Raw genomic sequence first — 23816 nt, 5'->3', positions numbered from 1 at the left:
TTGTCATGAGTATAGAAGAGACCGTCATGGTCGTTGGGGCTGGTCAAATGGGCTCGGGTATTGCCCAAGTATTTGCACAGTCAGGTTATACCGTCCTGCTCCATGATACGGAAGAGGAGCAGATTCATCGAGCCATTTCCTCTATGACCAAACAACTGACGAAACGAGCAGAAAAAGGAAAGCTGGCACATCAGGCAGTCCGTGATATTACACAGCGACTGGCTGTTTCAACAGATTTAAAGGATGTACAGCAGACGCATTTAGTGATTGAAGCCGCATCTGAACAAATGAAGATCAAAAAACAAATCTTTGAAACCCTCGATCAATTTGCACCTGATGACACGATATTTGCGACAAATACGTCTTCCTTGTCGATCACAGAATTAGCAGCCGTGACGAAGCGGCCTGAGAAAGTGATCGGCATGCATTTTATGAATCCAGTTCCCGTGATGAAACTTGTGGAAGTAATCCGTGCGCTACAAACGGATGATGCCACGTACCAATTTGTTTTTGACACCGCAAAGACATTAGACAAAACCCCAATAGAAGTGGAAGACTTCCCTGGGTTTGTGTCAAACCGTATTTTGATGCCGATGATCAATGAAGCCATTTATACCCTTTATGAAGGCGTCGCAGATGTAGAAAGTATTGACGGCATCATGACGCTTGGAATGAACCATCCAATGGGCCCGCTTCGTCTCGCCGACCTCATCGGGCTCGATACTTGTTTATTTATTATGAATACCCTTCACGAGGGTCTTGGAGATAGCAAATATCGACCTTGTCCTCTTTTGAAAAAATACGTGAACGCAGGCTGGCTGGGCAAAAAGACAAAGAGAGGTTTTTACACTTACCACGACCACTCATAGGGGGAGTCAAGATGGATGTGTTGCTGACAGAAAAACAACGTCTTTGGAGAAAACGAGTAGCAGAATTTGCACGCCAGCATGTATTCCCTGAAATAGAAGCGATGGAACAGGGCGTGTTCCCGAAAACGCTTTTAGCTGAAATGGGTCGGCAAGGCTTTTTAGGCATTCCGATCCCAGATAAGTATCACGGATTAGGGGCAGATTTCACAACCTATATCATGGCGATTCATGAATTTTCCAAAGTAAGTGCAACCATCGGTGTCATTGTATCCGTTCATACATCCGTTGTGACGATGCCGATTTTGGCGTTTGGAACGACTGAACAAAAAGAATCCTACGTTCCCAAGCTTGCGTCCGGGCAGAAGCTGGGCGCCTTTTGTCTAACTGAACCGAAGGCAGGATCAGATGCCTCTAGTATTCAGTTGAAAGCAGAGCAGGTAGACGATCACTATGTGTTAAATGGAACGAAAATTTTTATCACAAGCGGCGGTGAAGCGGAAGTCTATCTTGTATTTGCCGTGACAGACCCGGCTTCTGCTAAGAAAAATATATCAGCGTTCATTGTGGAGAAGGGGACACCAGGATTTACGATCGGAAAAGATGAGAAGAAGATGGGCCTGCATGGATCAAAAACAGTCACACTTCATTTTGACGGTGTTCGAATTCCAAAAAAACAGCTGCTCGGCGCAGAAGGAGAAGGCTTTCGGATTGCCATGTCTAGCTTAAATGCGGGGAGAATTGGCATTGCGGCTCAAAGCCTTGGTATTGCAGAAGCCGCATTAGCTGAGGCGGTCACGTATTTAAAGCAGCATCCAGCTGGCCTTGAAACGACCATTCGGTTGGGCGATCTGGGCACCAAGCTGGAAGCGGCAAAACTTCTTGTCTATCAAGCGGCTTCTTATAAAGAGGCCAATCGCCCTGTCACGAAGGAAGCGTCGATGGCGAAGTTATTTGCATCTAAAACAGCGGTTGATATTAGTACTGAAGTCATCCATTTGCTTGGTCTAGCCGGTTACACGAAGCAATACCGAGCAGAGCGGTACTTTCGTGATGCGAAAATTTGTGAGATTTATGAAGGAACAAGTGAAATACAAAGGCTGGTTATTTGTAAACAGCTAATATGAAGTGAGGTGGCTCATGATGCAGTTCCAATTAAGTGACGAACACGAAATGATACAAAAAATGGTAAGAGACTTTGCGAAAAATGAAGTGGAGCCAACAGCAGCAGAGCGAGATGAAACAGAATCGTATGATCCCGCTATTTTTCGTCAAATGGCGGAGCTTGGTTTAACGGGAATCCCTTGGCCAGAAGAAAATGGGGGGATTGGTAGTGATTATTTGGCCTATGTCATAGCGGTTGAAGAGCTCTCACGAGTGTGCGCCTCAACAGGCGTCACCCTATCTGCTCACACATCACTCGCCTCATGGCCAATCTATACATTCGGAACAGATGAGCAAAAGGAGACGTATTTAAAGCCGCTTGCAGAAGGGCAGAAGATCGGCGCATACGCACTGACCGAGAGCGGCTCGGGTTCAGATGCCGGCGGAATGAAAACAACAGCAGTAAAAGCAGGGAATGAATACGTCTTGAACGGGGCAAAGATTTTTATTACCAATGGAGGCATTGCGGATTATTATATTGTGTTTGCTGTTACTGACCAAGATGCTTCATCGCGCAATACAACCGCTTTTATTGTAGAAAAAGAGACGCAAGGCTTCTCAATCGGCAAAAAAGAAAGCAAACTGGGCATCCGCTCATCGCCAACGACAGAAATCATCTTTGAAGACTGTCGTATACCCGAAAGGAACCGGCTTGGTCAAGAAGGCGAAGGTTTTAAGATAGCGATGATGACACTTGACGGCGGCAGAAACGGTATTGCCGCACAAGCTGTTGGCATTGCTCAAGGTGCTCTGGATGCAGCAGTCAATTATGCAAAGGAGCGTAAACAATTCGGCAAACCAATCATTCAGCAGCAAGGCATTGCTTTTAAGTTAGCGGATATGGCAACGGCAATTGAGGCCTCAAGACTGCTCACCTATCAGGCAGCATGGCTTGAAACGAAAGGGCTTCCGTATGGGAAAGAATCAGCTATGTCCAAGCTCTTTGCCGGTGATACAGCCATGAAGGTGACGACAGAAGCCGTACAAATCTTCGGCGGATACGGCTATACAAAGGATTACCCAGTCGAACGATACATGCGTGATGCGAAAATCACTCAAATCTATGAAGGTACACAAGAAATCCAGCGGCTGGTCATCTCACGGAAACTGCTAGATATGTAGAAACCAAGTAAAGACCACCTGATATGAGGTGGTCTGTTTTTGTATCAAATGTGAAATCTCTCCAATATGATCTCATATCACCTGATCACTATGGTAAAATTGGGAAAAGAACCAAAATGGAGGTTATCATGATGAACACAACATTTATTGGCATTTTAGGAATCGTCACGATGATCATATGGATTATGGTCTCCACAGAGCTTTCAAAGTCTCCAAAAAGGAAGGAAGAAAAAGAAAACAGCCGCAGAAAACTCATTGTACTCGTGTCTGCGGGCACTTTATTCACCGTACCTTTGGTTTTTTCACTCATTCAGAATATCCAGCTGTAACATATCCATTCGACTAAACCGCTGCTGTCTGTTTTAATTTCACCCATTTGAAAAAAACAAAACGGACAAGCGGTCCCATAATCAACATTTGCAAAGGGAACGCCAACATGACATTATGACCGAAAATCGTTAAGTAATCAGATAGAATCGATTGTGTTTGAAATCCTGTGCTGATGCTTTGAACGACATATCCGCATAAAGACATGAGACACACCATCCCAAACACGATAAAGATAGAAAGAGTGAGAATAAAATAGATTTTCTTGCCTTTTGGGGCAAAACGGTTGGCTGCTTTTTTTGCTGAAGGCCCAACAATACACATCTCAATCAACAACGTGATGGCAAAACCGATCACATAGGTGAGTACACCTTCTAACCATGTCATATGTCCAAGCCGTCCATTTAGAAATAGATTATAAAAGAACATCACTGAAAACATACAAAAACACATCAAGACACCAAATTGTATATCTTCTTTTTTTGTCATTGGCAATTCGATCAACCTCTCAAAAATTAGTCTATTTATTATAGATTTCTGTTTCAATTCGTCGTAAGTGAACATTTTGTGAAGGAATAAATCCCCTTTTTTAAGAAGAGTAAATGGCTTTGTATTTATCAAAAGAGAAGACAAAAAAGCATGCAAAACGTGTGCTTCACACATGAATTATGCCAATTCGGCGCAAATGATTGACCGCTAGAGGCTCCTCTTGTGAAAAAATCAAAAATTAACATCAATAAAGGTGGCATAAACTCCCCTAATTTGTTTATAATGAGAGGTATGGTTTGTCGTAAGAATAAGGTATAAATACTTATTATTTCACTGATAAATGGATACATACATGTAATAGAAAGGGAGTGTCTGACCTTGAGTTTGAAAGAATACTCACAGGAACAGCTCAAACAAATGTCTTTAGTTGAACTTGCTTATGAAATTTTCAGAGACAGCAAAACGCCGATTACGTTTTCCGAGTTAATAGATGAAATGGTCCGTTTGCAAGGGATACAAAAATCTGATCTTGATGATCGACTTGCTCAATTTTATACAGACTTAAATATAGATGGCCGCTTTATTTCGTTAGGTGATCAGAGATGGGGACTTCGCAGCTGGTATCCAGTTGATCAAATCGAAGAAGAAGTTCAGCCAGCTGTGAAAACAAAAGCGAAAAAGAAAAAAACAAAAGCTGCTGTCGTTGAAGAAGACTTCGATGATATTGAAGAGGAAGAAGAAATCGACGAGCTTGAAGAAGATCTTGATCTTGTTGAAGACGACGAGGACCTTGACCTAGACGATGAAGAAATCGATGAAGAGATAGAAGAGTTCGACGAAGATGATGATGAAGATGATGACGGCTTAACGGAAATTGATGAAGACGATTTAGACGATGATGAGGAAGACAAATAACCCTCACAAACCGGTCCTGAAAACAGGACAAAACCGTCTTGACTTTCCAGAGCGAACTATGTAGTATGTATTTTGGGCTCTCTAAAAAAGAGTACGTAAAGATACGTTCATTTACGCTCCCTTTCATTTATTTGAAAGGGAGCTTTCTTATTTTTCAAGAGATTTAGGGATACACTCTAAAAGGATGAAGCTGTGCATGTCTAGTCATGCAAGGGTAAAAAAGAGAGGAGCATACGAAATGACAAAGTATATTTTTGTAACAGGAGGAGTTGTTTCCTCACTTGGAAAAGGGATCACGGCTGCATCGTTAGGCCGCCTTCTGAAAAATAGAGGGATGGATGTCACCATTCAAAAATTTGATCCATATATCAACGTAGACCCAGGGACAATGAGTCCATATCAGCACGGTGAGGTATTTGTCACAGACGACGGTGCTGAAACAGATCTTGACTTAGGTCACTACGAGCGCTTCATTGATATTAACTTGAATAAATACAGCAACGTCACAACTGGTAAAATCTATTCTACAGTCCTGAAAAAAGAGCGCCGCGGCGACTATTTAGGTGGAACCGTACAGGTTATTCCCCATATTACAAATGAAATCAAAGACCGTGTGTACCGTGCAGGGAAAGAAACGGGTGCAGATGTGGTCATTACAGAAATCGGTGGAACAGTTGGAGATATTGAATCCCTTCCATTCCTAGAAGCGATTCGTCAAATGAAGAGTGACATCGGCCGTGAAAACGTGATGTACATTCATTGTACCCTTGTTCCTTACATCCGTGCTGCAGGCGAACTGAAAACAAAACCAACACAGCATAGTGTAAAAGAACTTCGTAGTCTAGGTATTCAGCCAAACGTCATTGTGGTCAGAACTGAAATGCCATTGGCACAAGACATGAAGGACAAAATTGCGCTATTCTGTGATATTGATACGAAAGCAGTCATCGAATGTCAGGATGCAGATACCCTTTATTCGATTCCGCTTGATTTACAAAAACAAGGATTAGACAAGCTTGTATGTGAGCACATGAAGCTTGACTGTCAAGATGCGGACATGACGGAGTGGACGGCGCTTGTTGATAAAGTGCAAAACCTTTCAAAACAAGTCACAATCGGTCTTGTAGGGAAATATGTTGAGCTGCAAGATGCATACATTTCTGTCGTTGAATCACTTCGTCATGCGGGCTATGCATTTGATGCGGATGTTCAAATCAAATGGATCAACGCAGAAGAAGTCACAGCAGAAAATATGGCTGATTTCGCTCAAGATGTAGACGGCATTATTGTTCCTGGAGGCTTCGGAGACCGCGGAGTAGAAGGGAAAATCATTGCAACACAATATGCGCGCGAAAACAAAGTGCCATTCTTCGGAATTTGCTTAGGTATGCAAGTCGCATCTATCGAATATGCGAGAAACGTACTAGGTTTAGAGGGAGCACATTCCGCTGAAATTGATCCGGAAACAGCATTCCCAATCATCGACCTTCTTCCAGAACAGAAGGATGTTGATGACTTAGGTGGAACACTTCGCCTCGGCCTATACCCTTGTAAATTAAACGAAGACTCAAAAGCATTTGCTGCATACAATGACGAAGTCGTGTACGAACGCCACCGTCATCGCTATGAGTTTAATAACGAATTCAGACAGCAAATGGAAGCAGCAGGTTTTGTCTTCTCTGGTACAAGCCCAGACGGACGCCTTGTTGAAATCATTGAACTGAAGGATCACCCATGGTTCCTTGCTTCTCAGTTCCACCCAGAATTCATTTCAAGACCGACAAGACCACAGCCGTTATTTAGAGATTTCGTTGGTGCTTCACTACAGGCATCTGAATCAAAATAAAACAAAAAACTGCCGAGAATATCATCTTCTCGGCAGTTTTTTTATTCATATTCCTCAACGATTTCTTTCACAGTAAACGATAGAGCATGGTAGACATATAAGCAGGTCATCAATGCAGGATAGCCGAACCTTGTTCCATCTTCAGCAGGCACAAGTGGTTTTTTGAGCTGAAAATCAATGTGGACATCACAATGCTCTTCAATGAATGACGTCTCCTTTTGTGCAGGACCGACCCCGACAATAGGTGTACCTTGTTCGTGAAGCTCTTTGACAAGGGATTGAATCTCTTGATCTTCTGGATCTGAATAAAATAAAAGCACTCTGTCACTTGGATGAAGTAAGCTGCGCTCCTTTTGATCCAGCGGCAGAACCTTCGCACCCGGAAACGGCTCCTTGCTCTCAGATGCCTCTAAGGCTACAGCCGCCAGTTCATTCTTGCCATGAAAATACACGGCATGTCCACTGACAACGGCCTGAGCAAGAAGGCGTGCACCGTCTTCGATCGCTTCGGCCTGCTTATCTCCAATACGTGAAAAAATACCTGATAATTGGGTAGTGAAAATTTTTAACAAGACTCATTTCCTCCTTCTGTCAGATCATTTTATAATAGAATATAAAGAGAATATTAGGAAAAATGCTCAGAAAATGTCGTAAAGTAAACTATTATAATTAAAGGAAATGTGAAAATCAAACAGAATTATTTAACAACAGCTCTTTTTATGGCGAAAAATGAAAGCAATGGGGTGTAACAGATGAATGAGAAAATTTTAATTGTCGATGATCAGTACGGTATTAGAATATTGCTGAATGAAGTGTTTCATAAAGAAGGCTATCAAACCTTTCAAGCCGCTAACGGACTACAGGCATTAGATATTGTGAAAAACCATAGACCAAACCTCGTCCTGCTTGATATGAAGATTCCCGGAATGGATGGCATTGAGATTTTAAAACGCATGAAATTAATTGATGAAGACATCCGCGTGATCATTATGACAGCTTATGGCGAACTAGATATGATTCAAGAGTCTAAAGAGCTCGGTGCATTAACGCATTTTGCTAAACCATTTGATATTGATGAAATCCGTGATGCAGTCAAAGAATACTTGCCGCTCGAAACAAATGGCTAGATGGAAATGATTGAATCAAGTCATTCTGTTGCCGATTTGTCGAATAATTGGTATTCTAGATAAGAAGAAGAAAGCGATCTGACTTTGAAAGTTTACATATGGCGAGAAATTCTGGTCATGCTAGGGTGGAGAGCTTTTTTTAGTAAGCAAATTAGCTACATAGGGAGGATTTTTCATCATGCCTTTAGTTTCAATGACAGAAATGTTGAAAGACGCAAAGGAAAAAGGTTACGCTGTTGGACAGTTTAACTTAAATAACTTAGAATTCACGCAAGCGATTTTACAAGCTGCTGAAGAAGAGAAATCTCCAGTTATCTTAGGAGTATCTGAAGGAGCAGGACGCTACATGGGCGGCTTCAAAACAGTTGTCGCAATGGTAAAAGCGTTAATCGAAGAATATAATGTAACAGTTCCTGTTGCGATTCATTTAGATCACGGTTCAAGCTTTGAATCTTGTGCAAAAGCCATTCATGCAGGATTTACTTCTGTGATGATTGATGCTTCTCACCATCCATTTGATGAGAACGTAGCGACAACTGCAAAAGTAGTTGAGCTTGCACATTTCCACGGTGTATCTGTAGAAGCTGAGCTTGGAACTGTTGGTGGACAAGAAGACGACGTCATCGCTGAGGGCGTTATTTATGCTGATCCAAAAGAGTGCCAAGAGCTTGTAGAACGTACTGGTATTGACTGCCTTGCGCCTGCACTAGGTTCAGTTCATGGTCCATACAAAGGTGAACCAAACCTTGGTTTCGCTGAAATGGAAGAAATTGGTAAAACAACTGGACTTCCACTTGTTCTTCACGGCGGAACAGGTATCCCGACTGCTGACATCAAGCGTGCGATTTCACTTGGTACAGCAAAAATCAATGTAAACACTGAAAACCAAATTGCTTCTGCGAAAGCAGTTCGCGAAACACTTGCTGCAAAAACAGAAGAGTATGATCCACGTAAATATCTTGGACCAGCTCGTGACGCAATTAAAGCGACTGTTATCGGCAAAATGCGTGAATTTGGTTCTTCTAACCAAGCATAATTTGATGAGAACCGAAAGCCGCCTGAGTCACAGGCGGTTTTCTCCATATCTTGAGAAAGCGCAATCAAATTTACATTTCAGACAATTTATTGATAGGAGAGTGGCACAGTTATGTTATTTTTCGTAGACACAGCGAATATCGCAGATATCAAAGAGGCACACGAGCTTGGCATTTTAGCAGGCGTGACAACAAACCCTAGTTTAGTAGCGAAAGAAAAGGACGTATCGTTCCACGACCGCCTTCGTGAAATCACTGATGTGGTATCAGGTTCAGTTAGTGCGGAAGTCATTTCTCTCAAAGCAGAAGAAATGATCGAAGAAGGAAAAGAGCTTGCTGCTATTGCACCAAATATCACAGTGAAAATCCCAATGACAACAGACGGTCTTAAAGCAGTCAAAGCGTTAACTGACCTTGGAATTAAAACAAACGTCACGTTGATTTTTAGTGCAAACCAGGCACTTCTTGCAGCTAGAGCTGGTGCGACGTATGTCTCTCCATTCCTCGGCCGCTTAGATGACATTGGCCAAAATGGTCTTGATCTCATTAGTGAAGTGAAAACCATTTTTGATGTTCATGGATTAGATACACAAATCATTGCTGCATCCATTCGTCACCCGCAGCATGTGACAGAAGCTGCGCTTAGAGGTGCTCATATCGGCACAATGCCGCTGAAAGTCATCAAGCAGCTGACAAAACACCCATTAACGGACGCAGGCATTGAGCAATTTTTAGCAGACTGGAATAAATAAGTGATTGTGGCAGACGGATACGCATCCGTTTGCCGCAGTTTTCCTTAAATACGCTAAGAAATGTTTTGTGCAAAGAAGAGAACATCACAGCCTCGCAAAGCTTCGATTATTTTTCTTCCGACAAATTTCGTTTAACCTGTATTCTTTCTCTTGATATTGGCTAAATTTTGGACAAGACCTTTTAAAGCGCGACATCCACAAACAGTATAACTCCAACAGTGATCTTCTTTAAGAAGGGAGACAAATATGGAAAAGTTAAACATTGCCGGCGGTGACCCCTTGCGCGGGACCGTACATATTAGTGGTGCGAAAAATAGTGCTGTGGCACTGATTCCTGCCACGATTCTCGCTGATTCTCCAGTAACCATTGAAGGCCTTCCGCATATTTCAGATATTGACACATTACGAGATCTGTTAGAAGAGATTGGCGGAAAGGTCACGTTTGAAAAAGGTGAGATGGTTGTCAATCCTGCCTCCATGATCAGTATGCCGCTTCCTAATGGGAAAGTGAAGAAACTACGAGCATCCTATTATTTAATGGGCGCCATGCTCGGTAGATTTAAGCAGGCTGTCATTGGGTTGCCAGGGGGATGTCACTTAGGACCTAGACCGATCGATCAGCATATCAAAGGCTTTGAAGCACTTGGAGCCGAGGTGACAAACGAACAGGGTGCGATTTATTTGCGTGCTGAAAAATTAGTCGGAGCCCGTATTTATCTTGATGTTGTCAGTGTAGGTGCGACCATCAACATCATGCTGGCAGCCGTGCTGGCTGAAGGGAAAACAGTGATTGAAAATGCCGCAAAAGAACCCGAAATTATTGATGTAGCGACACTGCTTGCAAGCATGGGAGCTAAAATCAAAGGTGCGGGGACAGATGTGATTCGGATCGAAGGTGTGGAATCTCTTCATGGCTGCAGGCATTCCATCATCCCTGACCGCATAGAAGCAGGTACATTTTTAATTGCAGGTGCAGCGATGGGGGATGAAGTTGTGCTTGATAATGTGATCCCAACTCATTTAGAATCAATTACGGCGAAACTTAGAGAGATGGGATTCACAATTGAAACAAGCAACGATCAAATGCTGATCGTTGGCAGAAATGAAGGACTCAAGCCTGTCGATATCAAAACCCTTGTGTATCCGGGCTTTCCGACCGATCTTCAACAGCCGATGACGGCTTTGTTAACAAAAGCGAAAGGCACGAGTGTCGTGACAGATACCATTTACTCTGCCCGCTTTAAACACATTGACGAATTGCGTCGAATGGGTGCTAATATGAAGGTGGAAGGAAGATCTGCCATTATTACAGGTCAAACGCAGCTTCAAGGTGCAAAGGTCAAAGCAAGTGATCTGCGAGCAGGTGCTTGTCTCGTTGTTGCAGGGTTAATGGCAGACGGTGTGACCGAAATCACAGGGCTTGAACATATAGACAGAGGATATAGTATGCTTGAGGAGAAGCTTGAAGGCTTGGGTGCAACCATCTGGCGTGAAAAGCTGAATGACCAAGAAATAGAAGAACTTCAAAATTCATAAGGCTTTGACTGTGAGAGGAGATTTGGACAAAAATGGAAAGAAGTTTATCGATGGAACTAGTACGGGTGACAGAAGCAGCTGCATTAAAATCTGCTCGTTGGATGGGTAGAGGTTTAAAAGACGAAGCGGATGATGCTGCAACAAGTGCCATGCGTGATGTATTTGATACGATTCCGATGAAGGGAACTGTGGTCATCGGCGAGGGAGAAATGGACGAAGCGCCAATGCTTTATATTGGGGAAAAGCTTGGAAACGGATATGGACCTCGCGTGGATGTCGCTGTTGATCCATTGGAAGGAACAAATATTGTGGCAAGCGGCGGCTGGAATGCTTTAGCTGTTATCGCTGTTGCAGATCATGGCAACTTGCTGAATGCACCTGATATGTACATGGATAAGATCGCAGTAGGTCCAGAAGCGGTAGGTTGCATCGACATTGAAGCGCCTGTCATTGACAATCTTCGTGCTGTTGCAAAAGCAAAAAACAAAGATATTGAAGATGTTGTTGCGACAATTTTAAACAGAGAGCGACATGAAAAGATTATTGCTGAGCTGAGAGAAGCTGGAGCAAGAATCAAGCTGATCGATGATGGTGACGTTGCAGGAGCCATTAATACAGCATTTGATCACACAGGTGTTGATATTCTATTTGGTTCAGGTGGAGCGCCTGAAGGTGTCCTTTCTGCTGTTGCGTTAAAAGCACTTGGTGGAGAAATCCACGGTAAGCTTCTTCCACAAAGTGAAGAAGAGCTGAGACGCTGTGAGAAAATGGGACTGGATGTTGGAAAAGTCCTCAGAATGGAAGACCTCGTGAAAGGCGATGACGCCATTTTTGCAGCGACAGGTGTAACAGATGGCGAGTTATTAAAAGGTGTTCAATTTAAAGGCTCTGTTGGAACAACACATAGTGTTGTCATGCGTGCGAAATCAGGTACTGTTCGATTCGTCGATGGCAGACACAGTTTAAAGAAAAAACCGAATCTTGTCATTCGTCCGTAATCTGAAAGCGGGTATTCTTTACCCGCTTTTCATATAGGTGTCAAATATATATCATTTTCTTTTTAAAGTTGAATATTCCCTGCAAATGAGGTAAAACTAAAGAGTGCTGCGAAATTTTCTGCGAATTTACTTCTTTTAAGCTTCAACAAGTTTAAATACTGCCGCATCATGACGATATACTCATTATCCTTCTCTATGTTGACAAAGCTCAATTTCACATTGTTCCTATCTTTACGATAAAACGAGTGGGAGCGTTACCATGAGAGCGAGGTCATTCCAACAAAAACGGAATTAAAAGCTAATCAAATACAATGGTCATGCATTTGTAATGAAATACATTGACTAGAAAAGTGTGGTGTCCATATTGAAAGATGTTTCGATTTCATCTTTGGAAAATATGAAATTAAAAGAGCTGTATGAGTTAGCAAAAAAGTACAAAATCTCTTATTACAGCAAACTAACAAAAAAAGAATTAATTTTTGCCATCTTAAAGGCGAATGCTGAGCAAGAGGATCTCTTATTTATGGAAGGGGTTCTAGAAATTATTCAGTCAGAGGGATTTGGTTTCTTAAGACCAATTAACTACTCCCCAAGTTCTGAAGACATTTATATTTCAGCTTCACAAATCAGACGCTTTGATTTAAGAAATGGTGATAAGGTGTCTGGAAAGGTACGACCTCCAAAAGAGAATGAACGCTACTATGGCCTCCTTCATGTCGAAGCGGTAAATGGGGACGACCCAGAATCAGCTAAGGAACGTGTTCACTTTCCTGCACTCACGCCGCTATTCCCTGATCGTCAAATGATTCTTGAAACACAGCCTAATCACCTGTCTACTAGAATTATGGATATGATGGCGCCAGTTGGGTTTGGGCAACGTGGTTTAATTGTTGCACCGCCTAAGGCTGGGAAAACCATTTTGCTCAAAGAAATTGCCAACAGCATCTCTGAAAATCATCCAGAGGCAGAACTGATTGTTCTTCTTATTGACGAACGTCCAGAGGAAGTAACAGATATCGAACGTTCTGTTGCAGGTGATGTCGTTAGCTCAACCTTTGACGAAGTACCGGAAAACCACATTAAAGTAGCAGAGCTTGTATTAGAGCGTGCGATGCGTCTTGTTGAACATAAAAAAGATGTCATCATCTTAATGGACAGCATCACAAGGCTTGCTCGTGCATACAACCTTGTCATCCCGCCAAGCGGCCGAACGCTTTCCGGCGGTATTGATCCAGCGGCTTTCCACCGTCCAAAACGCTTCTTTGGTGCTGCGCGTAACATCGAAGAAGGTGGGAGCTTGACCATTTTAGCTACTGCACTTGTTGATACGGGATCGCGTATGGACGATGTGATTTATGAAGAGTTTAAAGGAACAGGAAACATGGAGCTCCATTTAGATCGTTCTCTTGCAGAAAGAAGAATTTTCCCAGCCATCGACATTCGTCGTTCCGGTACAAGAAAAGAAGAACTGCTTGTGCCTAAAGAACATCTTGATCGTCTATGGGCGATGAGAAAATCAATGTCAGATACACCTGATTTCGCTGAGAAATTCATGCGCAAAATGAGAAAAACAAAGACAAACCAAGAATTTTTCGATATTTTAACGCAAGAATGGAAACAAGCAAATATGTCTGCATCAAGAAGATAGCTTCCTGAAAAAATACATTTGCAATCATAGACTCACACTGTTATAATTTTATCATGTGCGTTTCAGAATTTATTCTGAGATATTAACTCTGTTTCCGAATTGGATTCAGGGCGGAAGGAGATGACAGTAGATGAAAACAGGAATTCATCCTAACTACAAAAAAGCTACAGTCAAATGCGCTTGTGGAAATGAGTTTGAAACTGGATCAGTAAAAGAAGAGGTACGCATCGAGATTTGCTCTGAGTGCCATCCTTTCTATACAGGCCGTCAAAAATTCGCTTCTGCTGATGGACGTGTTGACCGCTTTAACAAAAAATACGGTCTTAAGTAATAATAGATACAATAAACAGGCAGGAATCCGTTCTTGCCTGTTTTTTTACGTGGATTGATGGAACTTTAAAACGGGGGAGAAGACCTTATGTATGTGATGAAACAAAGCGGTTGGCTTGAAGTCATCTGCGGAAGTATGTTTTCTGGAAAGTCGGAAGAATTGATTCGGAGAGCCAAAAGAGCCACCTTTGCCAAACAAGAAGTAAAAATATTCAAACCAGCGATTGATAACCGGTATAGCACAAGCTCAGTTGTGTCACATAACGGTTCATCCGTCGATGGGATTGCAGTAACCTCACCAAAAGACATAATAACGCACATATCAGAACGAACCGATGTCATTGGCATTGATGAGGTGCAATTTTTTGATGAGACAATCATTGATATTGTCACTCAGTTGGCTGATAAAGGCTACCGAGTCATTGTTGCAGGCCTTGATCAAGACTTCAGAGGAGAGCCATTTGGTGTTGTTCCGCATTTAATGGCATGTGCAGAGCTTGTAACAAAACTTCAAGCAGTTTGTTCGGTATGCGGCTCCCCAGCGAGTAGAACACAACGCTTGATCGACGGTAAACCCGCATCCTATGATGATCCCATTATTTTAGTAGGTGCGCAGGAATCATACGAAGCACGATGCAGACATCACCATGAAGTACCAAAACTAGATGTTGGTACAACACTTGACAATTAAAAAAATAGCAAATGCCGCTGTGTTTCGTTTTTCGAGTTTTTGGCTGAACACCCATCATTTGTACTTAAATAAATTAAATAACGCTACGAAAAAATTATCTAATTTTCAACGCTTGCGTTTTGGTATAAGCAGGCATAAAATGACTAACTGTAGTGTAAAGCATTTAAACGAAAAGTTCGATTTCTTGTCATAATTTTTTTGATTAAGGATTTTTCTCCTTGATCGTTCTTTGTATTAATAGTTCACTTTATTTATATTTTAGAAAGAGGGTAGTTTTTGATGAACAACGTGAAGAAAACAAAAGAAGGGTACCTCGAAACCACTTTGACAGGTAAAGATGTATTATCGATTCCAACGTTGAACAAAGGCGTTGCTTTCTCTGAAGAAGAAAGACAAGAGCTTGGACTAGAAGGATTACTTCCTCCAACTGTTCTGACTTTAGAACAGCAAGCGGAGAGAGCGTACAAGCAATTTCTAGCTCAGCCAGATCGTCTTCGTCAAAACGTATACTTAAGTGATTTGCAAAACCGTAACGAAGTATTATTCTATAAGCTTCTAACGGACAAGCTTCGTGAAATGCTTCCTGTTGTTTACACACCAACTGTTGGTGAAGCGATTCAAGAATACAGCCATGAATACAGAAGACCTCATGGTGTCTACCTTTCAATCGACAACATTGACGGCATCGAGAAAGCATTTGAAAACTTACATGCAACAGCAGGCGACATCGACCTCATCGTAGCAACTGACTCTGAGAGTATTCTTGGAATTGGTGACTGGGGTGTTGGTGGTATCAACATCGCAATTGGTAAATTAGCTGTTTACACGGCTGCAGCTGGGATTGATCCAAGCCGCGTGATTCCAGTTGTATTAGATGTTGGAACTAACAATGAAAAACTATTAAATGATCCATTGTACATCGGGAACCACCACAAACGTGTACAAGGTGAAAAATACGAAGAGTTCATTGATGCGTATGTCAAAGCAGCACTTAAATTCTTCCCGAAAGCATTGCTTCACTGGGAAGACCTTGGAAACAAAAATGCGCGTAACATCATGAAAAAATACAACGACAACATCTTAACATTTAATGATGATATCCAAGGTACTGGTGCCATTACTTTAGCGGGTGTTCTTGCAGCTGTCAAGAAAACTGGTACTCAATTGAAAGATCACCGTGTGATGATTTTCGGAGCTGGATCAGCTGGAATCGGAATCGCCGATCAAATGCGTGACACAATGGTTCTTGAAGGTCTAAGTGAAGAAGAAGCAAACAATGCATTCTGGACGTTAGACTACAGAGGGTTGCTAACAGATCAGTTTGAAGATGAAGTGCTTGATTTCCAAAAACCATACCTTCGTTCTTCTGATGAAGTAGAAGGCTGGGCTCGTGATGAAAAAGGACAAATCTCATTTGCTGAAGCTGTTCGCAAGGTGAAGCCAACCATTCTTATTGGTACATCAGGTCAAGGCGGCGCATTCACTGAAGAAATTATTAAAGAAATCGCAGCTCATACAGAGCGTCCAGTGATCATGCCGATGTCTAACCCAACTCCACTTGCTGAAGCAGTACCGGAAGATCTATTCAAATGGACAGACGGTCGTGCGCTTGTTGCAACTGGAAGCCCATTCGAAAATGTCGAGTATAACGGAATTGAACATGAAATCGGACAATCAAACAATGCGTTCGTTTTCCCTGGACTTGGTCTTGGTTCAATCGTAACGGAATCAAAAATTATCACAAAAGGCATGTTCGTTGCTTCTGCAAATGCGATCGCTGAAATGGTTGATCATGAAAAACCAGGCGCTGGACTGCTTCCAAGCATTGATAAATTGCAAGAAGTATCAATCAAGGTAGCTGTTGAAGTAGCAAAAGCAGCAATTAAAGATGGTGTCGCAAGAAGAACACCTGACAACATCGAACAAGCTGTGAAAGATGCTATGTGGATTCCTGAATATAAAAAAATTGTAAGAGCATAATAAAATGTGTAACGCGGCATTGTTTCGGGTAATGTAAGCAATGCCGCTATAAAATAAGAAACATGTAAAGGATTCAAGGAGGAATAGTAAGATGGACTTTTTAAATATTTTGATCCTCCTAGCACCGATTTTTTTCGTTATCGCGCTGGGTTGGTTCGCAGGGAACTTCGGCAGCTATGACGCTAAATCTGCAAAAGGTGTAAGTACACTTGTTACAAAGTATGCTTTGCCAGCGCACTTTATCGCCAGCATTCTGTCAACACCAAAAGATAAATTCTATAGTCAAATTCCATTTTTCGTTGCATTGATTCTCGGAATCGTAGGCTTTTATATCATTATCCTTTTAGTTACGAAATTTGCTTTTAAATATGATTTAACAGATTCATCTGTTTTCTCATTAAACTCAGCACAACCGACCTTTGCATTTATGGGGATTCCGGTCTTGGGCAGTTTATTTGGGGCTCAAGAAGTTGCAATTCCGATTGCTATTACCGGAATAGTTGTAAATGCATTGCTTGATCCAATTGCTATTATTGTGTCAACTGTCGGTGAAAAAACAAAAGGAAAAGCCAAAGACGGCGAAAGTTTCCTAAAAATGACGACGAAAGCGATTTTGCACGGTTTATCAGAGCCGCTTGCGCTTGCACCGTTAGCAAGTATCATTCTTGTTCTTTTAGGATTTAAACTTCCTGAAATCGGACATGAAATGCTAGAGGAAATTGGAAGTGTGACATCAGGGGTTGCGCTCTTTGCAGTCGGTGTCACAGTCGGTATCCGCAAAATTAAACTGAGCTTACCAGCTTTCAGTATCGCATTGCTCAAAGTAGCTGTACAACCGTTACTTATGTATTTTATCGCCATTCTTATGGGACTTTCGGCGGACGAAATTACAAAAGCTGTATTGCTTGTTGCCTTCCCAGGTTCAGCTGTTGCGGCCATGATCGCCACTCGATTTGAGAAACAGGAAGCAGAAACAGCATCGGCATTTGTGATCAGTGCGATCATGTCACTCATTACATTACCGATCATTATTGCACTTACCGTATAATATAGTAGAAAGGCTGCCTTATAGGCAGCCTTTCTTAGCGAAATGAATGAAACAGAGGGAAGAGCACACGCTTTTTTTTCATTTCGGGGTGTGCCTTTTCCTTTTCTTCTTCTTTTAATGGTTTTGGTTTTGTCAATGTGGCTGTGAGGCGTTCTAATTTTGCAGTTAATTCTTCAATTTCTCTTCTGTGCTGGAGGAGCTGGTAGGAAACGCCTTCATCTGCTTTCTTAGCGAGTTTCCGTTCTATTTCTTGAAAACGGGCTTCAATATGACTGACATGTGATTGCTCTTGAAGGAGCTGTTTTACTTGTTCTTCTAAGGCTTCTATCCGTTTTGATGAGTCAGAAGTTTCTACAGCAGGTGATAATTGCTGGGCTGTTTCTTCATGGATCGGCAGTCTAATGTCATGGAGAATCACACCTTCGTTCATTTGGTGTTGGACCTCTTTGAGCAGCTGGACAATGTCATCATGAAATTCGTAATGTCCAAGTTCATTCCGGGCGACAGGGATGTTGAGCTGTTTGACCCAGCGCTGAATGGTTTTTGAAGATACACCAATTTCCTTTGCAACCTCATTTGTATTCAAACCAAATGCCCTCCCTTTTTTCAATTACAAGTACCATTCTCTTTCGTGAGCATCCGTTCCTTCACGTTAGACAAAACAAGTAACCAATCGCCAAAGATCGTGTTTTCTAGTGAAAAATTGCAGAAAATCAATTGTTTTGGAAATTTTTTTGACTGTCATACCCCGCTATACTATAATTAGACTGTTACGCACAAAACAGAGGTGAAGACCATGTTAGACCGTTTAAAATCAATTGAAGAACGCTATGAAAAGCTAAATGAATATTTAAGTGACCCTGAAGTGGTGAACGACCCTAAGAAGCTTCGTGAATATTCGAAAGAACAATCTGATATTCAAGAAACTGTTGAGGTATATAGACAATATCGTGCGGCATATGATCAGCTAAGTGATGCGAAAGCCATGCTGGAAGATAAGCTCGATGCCGATATGCGCGACATGGTCAAAGAAGAAATTTCAGAGCTCACAGAGGAAACAGAACGTTTAGAAGACGAGCTGAAAATCTTGCTCATCCCGAAAGATCCGAATGACGATAAGAACGTTATTGTGGAGGTTCGTGGTGCAGCGGGCGGAGAAGAGGCTGCGCTGTTTGCAGGAAACCTGTACCGTATGTACAGCCGTTATGCTGAAATGCAAGGCTGGAAAACGGAAGTCATGGAAGCGAGTGTCACTGGAACTGGCGGTTATAAGGAGATCATCTTTATGATTAGCGGTAAAGGTGCATATTCTAAACTAAAGTTTGAAAACGGTGCACACCGCGTGCAGCGTGTTCCTGAAACTGAGTCAGGCGGCCGTATTCATACATCAACAGCGACAGTTGCTGTATTACCAGAGGCTGAGGAAGTTGAAATTGATATCCACGAAAAAGATATTCGTGTGGATACATTCGCATCAAGCGGACCAGGGGGACAAAGTGTTAACACCACAATGTCTGCTGTTCGTTTGACTCACCTTCCAACAGGTGTAGTGGTTTCCTGTCAGGATGAGAAATCACAAATCAAAAACAAAGAAAAAGCGATGAAAGTTTTGCGTGCGAGAATTTATGATAAATTCCAGCGTGAAGCACAAGCTGAATATGATCAAACCCGTAAATCTGCTGTTGGAACAGGGGATCGTTCAGAGCGTATCCGTACGTACAATTTCCCGCAAAACCGCGTGACGGACCACCGTATCGGATTGACGATTCAAAAGCTTGATCAAATTTTAGAAGGAAAACTTGACGAGGTCATTGATGCATTAATTATGGAAGACCAAGCAAGAAAACTTCAAAATGCAAAATAAAGAGCGAACGATCTTTGAAGCCCTTAAATGGGCTTCTTCTTTGTTAACGGAAGCGGGCAGAGACCAAAACGCAGCAGAGTTAATGTTGATGCATGTGCTTGGATGGAGCAGAAGTGAACTTCTTGCCCGTTTTCATGATCCACTGCCAGAGGAGCAAGATTCACAATTCAGCAAGTTCGTCGCACAGCACAAGCGTGGAGTGCCTGTGCAGCATTTAACGGGTGTTGAATTTTTTTATGGGCGTCCTTTTGAGGTAAACAAACACGTTCTGATTCCTCGTCCTGAAACGGAGGAAGTGGTGCTGGCGGCATTGAATATGATGAATCGCGTTTTTCCTAATGATCAGCCGCTCAAAGCTGTTGATGTAGGAACAGGTAGCGGTGCAATTGCGATTACGTTAGCTCTTGAAAAAGAATCTCTCACTGTGACAGCGACGGATATTTCACATGAAGCACTTGAAGTAGCAAAGCGAAATCAAGAAGCGCTTGGTGCAGACGTTCATTTTGTCCAAGGGGATTTACTTGAACCGATTATGGCTCAAGGCATCAAAGTCGATGTGTTTATTTCCAATCCGCCTTATATTGCGGCAGAAGAAATGGATGGTTTATCAGAGGTTGTCACAAAGCATGAACCTGTCAATGCGCTGACAGATGGGCGTGATGGCCTGTGGTTTTATGAGCGTATCGCCTGTGATCTCCACAAAGTACTTCATCAGCAAGCGGTGGTTGTCCTTGAAATAGGGCATACACAAGCACAAGATGTAAAAGCGCTTCTTTTGCAGGCGTTCCCTTCAGCTGATGTTCATATCATCAAGGACATCAACGGAAAGGATCGAGCGGTTTGCGCACACATTCAAAACGGAAGTCCGGCTGAATAAAGTCGGACTATTTTATTATGTAAAGATGAAACTTATGGTAAAAGGGAAACGTATATATAGAAGAATGAACATTCTGATCATGATTTTTTACATAAATTTGTTTTGAAGGAGCGAATGGTGTGAACAGAAGGTATGCGATGGTGTTGGTCATCGTCAGTGTACTATTGATTGTGAGTGCTTGCGGTAAACCGAGCTTTAAAAAAGAAGCAGCAGCATTTGGGGAAAACTATAAAAAAGCACAATACACAGTGAATCGGACGGATGACCTATCTGACATGAAGGAGAAGTTGAAGGATTATTTAACCGAGCATGAATATCAAGAATATACAGAAGACAGCATGTTTCCAAGTGTATTAGAAGCAGCAAAAGATCAAGATTGTCAAATTAAACTGAAAAAAATTACGTTTACACCTTCAGATGAAAGCGATGACAGGATTGAATTTGACTATGAAATGATCATTCAATTTATTGACCATAAAGGAAAGGTCAAAAAGGAAATTGAGAAAAAAGGTGCAATGACAGTTATCAAAACAGATTCGGGATTAAAAATCAGCCGAGATTGGGATGGAAGACTGTACCCTTCCGATTACCAATCCTCACTAAAAAGCCGTTCATAAGTTGTTGAATGGCTTTTTTGCATGCAGAAAAAACATTGATTCGCTTTCCTCATGTAGTTGTTTTTTACTCATAATCTATTAAAAAAATCATTTTTGCTGTTTACGAGATGCGTTTCCTGGACACAATGTTTGTAGCGAAGAGATAAAGTGGGGGGAACACATTATGTTCAAAAGTAAAATGATGATTTGTCTTTATATGTTTCTATTATTATGTGGTGCTTTTGCAAACCTTGGAAAAGAGGAGACGGCGGCTGCTTCTGCCAATCAGCCTGTTGTGATTCCAGATGAAGCCATTCGTTTACGCATTTTAGCCAACAGTGACCGGTCGGCAGATCAAGATGTGAAACGAAGTATTCGAGATGAGGTCAATGCCAATATAACGGAGTGGGTGAAAGACCTCACATCCATTGAAGAAGCTAGACATGTGATTCGTTCAAAGCTTCCAGACATCAATCGTATTGCTAAAGCAAAATTAAAGGAACAACACATTGATCAATCCGTATCGGTCAGCTTTCAAAAAGCCTCATTTCCAACAAAGCTATATGGCAACTTTGTTTATCCTGCTGGGAAATATGAAGCCATTTTGATTACGTTAGGGGAAGGAGACGGAGCCAATTGGTGGTGTGTGTTATTCCCACCTCTCTGCTTTATCGATTTTTCAAACGGAGAAGCGATCGCCTCACCAGAAGGAGATGATAAAGAGCAGGTAGCCGCAGAGCCATCAAATGAATCTGTCAATGAAGTGGTAAAAGAAGAAGAGACGGGTGAAGTGAAATTCTTTCTGTTCGAATGGGTCTCTAGTCTTTTCTCTTAAAAAAGGTCTAAATCTGTTTTTGCCTCATAGAGTTGAAGTAAGAGAACAAAAAGAGGTGAAAGCATGTATTATCAATTAAGAATAGCGACAGAAGAAGATGCCCCGGCCATTAATGCTTTTCTTGAAAAAGGCCAAGCAAAAGGCGGGGTGACGATTGCAGAGCGTACGTCATTTGTGGTCATGGAAGATGCAGACGGTGAGCTTGCAGGCTGTTTAGGTCTTGAACGACTAAATGAACAAGAAGGATTGCTAAGATCACTTGTGATATCAGATAAACTTGGTCAGGGGCATATCGTTTCTCTGTTCCAAAGTGTTCAAACGCTAGGAGAAAAACAAGGTGTGGACACCTTTTATGTAGTAGCCAATCACTCCTCTTCGCATGATTTTTTAGCGCTGATGGGCTTTACGCCTATAGAGGAAATCCCGGAAAGTGTGTGGGTATCTGCGCATGCAAAAGAGTCGTTGGGAAAAGAGCAGGCGGTTGTGCTGCAAAAAACAGCGAGTTAATCACAAAATACCGGACTTATTCACATACTTATCCACTGTAAAACAAGCGTTATCCACAAATTGTGGACAACGCTTGTTTTATTTAGCAGCATCTTTTATACTTTCAAAAGGATAATTGAGATTTATCAACAGTTTTATCTTTTTTAAAAGGAGTTTGTATGATGTTAAATACAAAAAGGTGGTCTGTGGATTTAAAAAAGGATTTATCCACATACTATCCACAAATTGAACAAGCAGCTCTGTTGTTGCGGCAGAATGAAGTGGTCGCTTTTCCAACAGAAACGGTGTATGGACTAGGGGCAAATGCAAAAGAGACAGAGGCTGTGAAGAAAATTTATGAAGCGAAAGGACGCCCAAGTGATAATCCGTTGATTGTTCACATTGCGGACGTTCAACAGCTTCATGAATTTGCGCAAATAGAAAATGAAAAAGTAACAGCGCTGATGGATGCCTTTTGGCCAGGCGCTCTCACCATTGTTCTACCTTGTAAGCCGGGCACATTATCAAAGCAGGTGACGGCAGGTTTAACGACAGTAGGCGTAAGAATGCCTGATCATCCTGTTGCGCTTGAACTCATCCGAGCAGCTGGTCTGCCAATTGCCGCGCCTAGTGCCAACCGTTCGGGAAAACCGTCGCCGACACTTGCGGATCATGTCGAGAGTGATCTTGATGGGAAAATTGCTGGCATTGTCGATGGTGGTTCAACAGGTATTGGCGTGGAGTCAACGGTTGTATCCTGTATAGACGAGATTCCAGTGATCTTAAGGCCGGGCGGTATTACAAAAGAAGCGTTAGAAGAGGTCGTAGGAACGGTCAACACGGATCCAGGGCTGACGAAAAAGGATGAAGCGCCTGTATCGCCGGGAATGAAATATACACATTATGCACCTGAAGCACAAATGTATATATTTCATGGAAGTGATGAAGACATGCAGCTGCACATTCAGAAGTACCGAGCTGAAGGGCTAAAAGTAGGCGTGCTGACAACAGAAGAAAAGAAAGAATGGTTTGCGGCAGATGTTATCTTTAGCTGTGGATGGAGAGAAAAGCCTGAAACGGTTGCGGCAAACTTATATCGTGTGCTGAGACAATTTGATGAAACGGATGTAGACTTGATCATTTCAGAAGCCTTCTCAGAGCAGGGAGTTGGTTCTGCGATCATGAACCGTCTGCAAAAAGCGGCAGGAGGGCGCACTCTCTCTTCATTCAAATAGTTCTAACCTCTCTTGGACAAACATAGGTTAAAGGAGAATGCGTGTCCAAG

Annotated in this window: 25 protein-coding genes; 22 read left to right on the top strand and 3 right to left on the bottom strand. The window is 42.2% G+C overall.

The genetic code is table 11. The features are described from left to right. Window positions 1-5: 5 nt before the first annotated feature. From AC0VYC_RS17275 to AC0VYC_RS17260, 4 genes are all read left to right on the top strand, one after another. Complete coding sequence (locus AC0VYC_RS17275; protein ID WP_007497692.1) at window positions 6-869, top strand: 3-hydroxybutyryl-CoA dehydrogenase; 864 nt, start codon at window positions 6-8, stop codon at window positions 867-869. An 11-nt stretch (window positions 870-880) separates the two neighbouring features. Continuing rightward, on the top strand, window positions 881-1993 hold the full coding sequence (locus AC0VYC_RS17270; protein WP_427243561.1) for an acyl-CoA dehydrogenase family protein: 1113 nt from the start codon (window positions 881-883) through the stop codon (window positions 1991-1993). 16 nt (window positions 1994-2009) lie between these two features. Beyond that, on the top strand, window positions 2010-3152 hold the full coding sequence (locus AC0VYC_RS17265; RefSeq protein ID WP_017360057.1) for an acyl-CoA dehydrogenase: 1143 nt from the start codon (window positions 2010-2012) through the stop codon (window positions 3150-3152). Window positions 3153-3280: 128 nt separating this feature from the next. Further along, complete coding sequence (locus tag AC0VYC_RS17260) at window positions 3281-3481, top strand: hypothetical protein (RefSeq protein WP_226650561.1); 201 nt, start codon at window positions 3281-3283, stop codon at window positions 3479-3481. A 13-nt stretch (window positions 3482-3494) separates the two neighbouring features. On the opposite strand, the gene AC0VYC_RS17255 is transcribed toward AC0VYC_RS17260, so the two are convergent. After that, complete coding sequence (locus tag AC0VYC_RS17255; RefSeq protein ID WP_370539276.1) at window positions 3495-3968, bottom strand: DUF2798 domain-containing protein; 474 nt, start codon at window positions 3966-3968, stop codon at window positions 3495-3497. Between the two features lie 378 nt (window positions 3969-4346). Between AC0VYC_RS17255 and rpoE the strand changes: the two genes are divergently transcribed. Further along, window positions 4347-4883, top strand: a complete 537-nt coding sequence (gene rpoE, locus AC0VYC_RS17250; protein WP_017360054.1) for a DNA-directed RNA polymerase subunit delta — start codon at window positions 4347-4349, stop codon at window positions 4881-4883. Between the two features lie 238 nt (window positions 4884-5121). Next, window positions 5122-6729 carry a glutamine hydrolyzing CTP synthase gene (gene pyrG / locus AC0VYC_RS17245; protein ID WP_017360053.1) on the top strand — a complete coding sequence of 536 codons (1608 nt, stop codon included), beginning with the start codon at window positions 5122-5124 and terminating at the stop codon, window positions 6727-6729. Window positions 6730-6770: 41 nt separating this feature from the next. On the opposite strand, the gene AC0VYC_RS17240 is transcribed toward pyrG, so the two are convergent. Beyond that, entirely contained in the window at window positions 6771-7301 is a 531-nt protein-coding gene (locus tag AC0VYC_RS17240) for a DUF2529 domain-containing protein (protein ID WP_008343445.1), read from the bottom strand. A gap of 180 nt (window positions 7302-7481) precedes the next feature. On the opposite strand from AC0VYC_RS17240, the gene AC0VYC_RS17235 reads away from it, so the two are divergent. The 10 genes from AC0VYC_RS17235 to AC0VYC_RS17190 all read left to right on the top strand — a co-directional run bounded on the left by AC0VYC_RS17235 (window position 7482) and on the right by AC0VYC_RS17190 (window position 17873). Beyond that, entirely contained in the window at window positions 7482-7856 is a 375-nt protein-coding gene (locus tag AC0VYC_RS17235) for a response regulator (RefSeq protein WP_003214681.1), read from the top strand. 178 nt (window positions 7857-8034) lie between these two features. After that, window positions 8035-8892, top strand: a complete 858-nt coding sequence (locus tag AC0VYC_RS17230; protein WP_007497678.1) for a class II fructose-bisphosphate aldolase — start codon at window positions 8035-8037, stop codon at window positions 8890-8892. 111 nt (window positions 8893-9003) lie between these two features. After that, entirely contained in the window at window positions 9004-9642 is a 639-nt protein-coding gene (gene fsa / locus AC0VYC_RS17225; RefSeq protein WP_003215343.1) for a fructose-6-phosphate aldolase, read from the top strand. Between the two features lie 246 nt (window positions 9643-9888). After that, window positions 9889-11178 (top strand): UDP-N-acetylglucosamine 1-carboxyvinyltransferase, encoded by a 1290-nt coding sequence (locus AC0VYC_RS17220; protein ID WP_007497673.1) that lies wholly within the window; start codon window positions 9889-9891, stop codon window positions 11176-11178. Between the two features lie 32 nt (window positions 11179-11210). Continuing rightward, window positions 11211-12176, top strand: a complete 966-nt coding sequence (gene glpX, locus AC0VYC_RS17215; RefSeq protein ID WP_007497670.1) for a class II fructose-bisphosphatase — start codon at window positions 11211-11213, stop codon at window positions 12174-12176. Window positions 12177-12540: 364 nt separating this feature from the next. Beyond that, the gene (gene rho / locus AC0VYC_RS17210; RefSeq protein ID WP_007497667.1) at window positions 12541-13824 is read left to right on the top strand and encodes a transcription termination factor Rho; all 1284 of its coding nucleotides are present in this window, start codon (window positions 12541-12543) and stop codon (window positions 13822-13824) included. A gap of 130 nt (window positions 13825-13954) precedes the next feature. After that, window positions 13955-14155, top strand: coding sequence for a 50S ribosomal protein L31 (gene rpmE, locus AC0VYC_RS17205; RefSeq protein ID WP_003215407.1), 201 nt, complete (start codon window positions 13955-13957; stop codon window positions 14153-14155). A gap of 87 nt (window positions 14156-14242) precedes the next feature. Then, window positions 14243-14845: a thymidine kinase gene (locus AC0VYC_RS17200; RefSeq protein ID WP_007497666.1), complete on the top strand. Its 603-nt coding sequence runs from the start codon at window positions 14243-14245 to the stop codon at window positions 14843-14845. 279 nt (window positions 14846-15124) lie between these two features. After that, on the top strand, window positions 15125-16825 hold the full coding sequence (gene malS / locus AC0VYC_RS17195) for an oxaloacetate-decarboxylating malate dehydrogenase (protein WP_024718762.1): 1701 nt from the start codon (window positions 15125-15127) through the stop codon (window positions 16823-16825). 91 nt (window positions 16826-16916) lie between these two features. Beyond that, window positions 16917-17873: an AEC family transporter gene (locus AC0VYC_RS17190; RefSeq protein ID WP_007497662.1), complete on the top strand. Its 957-nt coding sequence runs from the start codon at window positions 16917-16919 to the stop codon at window positions 17871-17873. 34 nt (window positions 17874-17907) lie between these two features. Here the strand turns inward: AC0VYC_RS17190 and racA are convergent, their stop codons facing one another. Beyond that, a complete protein-coding gene (gene racA / locus AC0VYC_RS17185) occupies window positions 17908-18459 on the bottom strand; it encodes a chromosome-anchoring protein RacA (protein ID WP_047945750.1) in 552 nt (183 codons plus the stop codon). A 210-nt stretch (window positions 18460-18669) separates the two neighbouring features. Between racA and prfA the strand changes: the two genes are divergently transcribed. The 6 genes from prfA (at window position 18670) to AC0VYC_RS17155 (ending at window position 23766) form a co-directional block, all read left to right on the top strand. Beyond that, complete coding sequence (gene prfA, locus AC0VYC_RS17180; protein ID WP_008343422.1) at window positions 18670-19737, top strand: peptide chain release factor 1; 1068 nt, start codon at window positions 18670-18672, stop codon at window positions 19735-19737. After that, complete coding sequence (gene prmC / locus AC0VYC_RS17175) at window positions 19727-20614, top strand: peptide chain release factor N(5)-glutamine methyltransferase (RefSeq protein WP_045033923.1); 888 nt, start codon at window positions 19727-19729, stop codon at window positions 20612-20614. Before prfA ends, prmC begins: the two co-directional genes overlap by 11 nt. Before the next feature lie 137 nt (window positions 20615-20751). Continuing rightward, window positions 20752-21231 carry a hypothetical protein gene (locus AC0VYC_RS17170; RefSeq protein ID WP_019743247.1) on the top strand — a complete coding sequence of 160 codons (480 nt, stop codon included), beginning with the start codon at window positions 20752-20754 and terminating at the stop codon, window positions 21229-21231. A 163-nt stretch (window positions 21232-21394) separates the two neighbouring features. Beyond that, window positions 21395-22045, top strand: a complete 651-nt coding sequence (spoIIR, locus tag AC0VYC_RS17165) for a stage II sporulation protein R (RefSeq protein ID WP_335350549.1) — start codon at window positions 21395-21397, stop codon at window positions 22043-22045. 63 nt (window positions 22046-22108) lie between these two features. Next, window positions 22109-22552, top strand: coding sequence for a GNAT family N-acetyltransferase (locus tag AC0VYC_RS17160; RefSeq protein WP_007497650.1), 444 nt, complete (start codon window positions 22109-22111; stop codon window positions 22550-22552). A gap of 161 nt (window positions 22553-22713) precedes the next feature. After that, window positions 22714-23766 (top strand): L-threonylcarbamoyladenylate synthase, encoded by a 1053-nt coding sequence (locus tag AC0VYC_RS17155; protein WP_475390076.1) that lies wholly within the window; start codon window positions 22714-22716, stop codon window positions 23764-23766. Window positions 23767-23816 lie beyond the last annotated feature (50 nt).

The organism is Bacillus sp. iso_77 (assembly GCF_056173625.1).
Note: the sequence above shows the minus strand (reverse complement) of the source record. Positions and strands in the feature narration are given on the sequence as shown.